The following is a 1,816-nucleotide window of genomic DNA, read 5'->3' on the forward strand; positions in this document are numbered from 1 at the left end:
CAACACAGTGGACGCGAGCAACTGAGGACAAGCCCTCGGCCTATTAGTACCAGTCACCTCCACCCGTTACCGGGCTTCCAGATCTGGCCTATCAACCCAGTCGTCTACTGGGAGCCTTAACCCCTCAAAGGGGGTGGGAGTCCTCATCTCGAAGCAGGCTTCCCGCTTAGATGCTTTCAGCGGTTATCCTTTCCGAACGTAGCCAACCAGCCATGCCCTTGGCAGGACAACTGGCACACCAGAGGTTCGTCCGTCCCGGTCCTCTCGTACTAGGGACAGCCCTTCTCAAGACTCCTACGCGCACAGCGGATAGGGACCGAACTGTCTCACGACGTTCTAAACCCAGCTCGCGTACCGCTTTAATGGGCGAACAGCCCAACCCTTGGGACCGACTCCAGCCCCAGGATGCGACGAGCCGACATCGAGGTGCCAAACCATCCCGTCGATATGGACTCTTGGGGAAGATCAGCCTGTTATCCCCGGGGTACCTTTTATCCGTTGAGCGACGGCGCTTCCACAAGCCACCGCCGGATCACTAGTCCCGACTTTCGTCCCTGCTCGACCCGTCGGTCTCACAGTCAAGCTCCCTTGTGCACTTACACTCAACACCTGATTACCAACCAGGCTGAGGGAACCTTTGGGCGCCTCCGTTACTCTTTAGGAGGCAACCGCCCCAGTTAAACTACCCATCAGACACTGTCCCTGATCCGGATCACGGACCCAGGTTAGACATCCAGCACGACCAGAGTGGTATTTCAACGACGACTCCCCCTGAACTGGCGTCCAGAGTTCACAGTCTCCCACCTATCCTACACAAGCCGAACCGAACACCAATATCAAACTGTAGTAAAGGTCCCGGGGTCTTTCCGTCCTGCTGCGCGAAACGAGCATCTTTACTCGTAGTGCAATTTCACCGGGCCTATGGTTGAGACAGTCGAGAAGTCGTTACGCCATTCGTGCAGGTCGGAACTTACCCGACAAGGAATTTCGCTACCTTAGGATGGTTATAGTTACCACCGCCGTTTACTGGCGCTTAAGTTCTCAGCTTCGCACACCCGAAAGTGCACTAACCGGTCCCCTTAACGTTCCAGCACCGGGCAGGCGTCAGTCCGTATACATCGCCTTACGGCTTCGCACGGACCTGTGTTTTTAGTAAACAGTCGCTTCTCGCTGGTCTCTGCGGCCACCCCCAGCTCAGAGTGCAAGACTCCTCACCAGTGATGGCCCCCCTTCTCCCGAAGTTACGGGGGCATTTTGCCGAGTTCCTTAACCATAGTTCACCCGAACGCCTCGGTATTCTCTACCTGACCACCTGAGTCGGTTTAGGGTACGGGCCGCCATGAAACTCGCTAGAGGCTTTTCTCGACAGCATAGGATCATCCACTTCACCACAATCGGCTCGGCATCAGGTCTCAGCCTTGTGTGCGACGGATTTACCTACCGCACGGCCTACACCCTTACCCCGGGACAACCACCGCCCGGGCTGGACTACCTTCCTGCGTCACCCCATCACTCACCTACTACCAGATCGGGCCGGCGGCTCCACCACTTTCCATTCCCCGAAGGGTCCGGAACGGCTTCACGGCCTTAGCATCACTGGATTCGATGTTTGACGCTTCACAGCGGGTACCGGAATATCAACCGGTTATCCATCGACTACGCCTGTCGGCCTCGCCTTAGGTCCCGACTTACCCTGGGCAGATCAGCTTGACCCAGGAACCCTTAGTCAATCGGCGCACACGTTTCTCACGTGTGTATCGCTACTCATGCCTGCATTCTCACTCGTGAACCGTCCACCACTAGCTTCCGCTGCGGC

Annotated in this window: 1 rRNA gene (cut by a window edge); it reads right to left on the reverse strand. The window is 56.9% G+C overall.

Annotated features, from left to right (window positions below):
• Nucleotides 1-23 precede the first annotated feature (23 nt).
• Nucleotides 24-1,816 (reverse strand): 23S ribosomal RNA (locus ACIRF8_RS36300); it runs 1,429 nt beyond the window's last position.

The organism is Streptomyces sp. NPDC102406 (assembly GCF_044765725.1).
Taxonomy (GTDB): Bacteria; Actinomycetota; Actinomycetes; order Streptomycetales; family Streptomycetaceae; genus Streptomyces.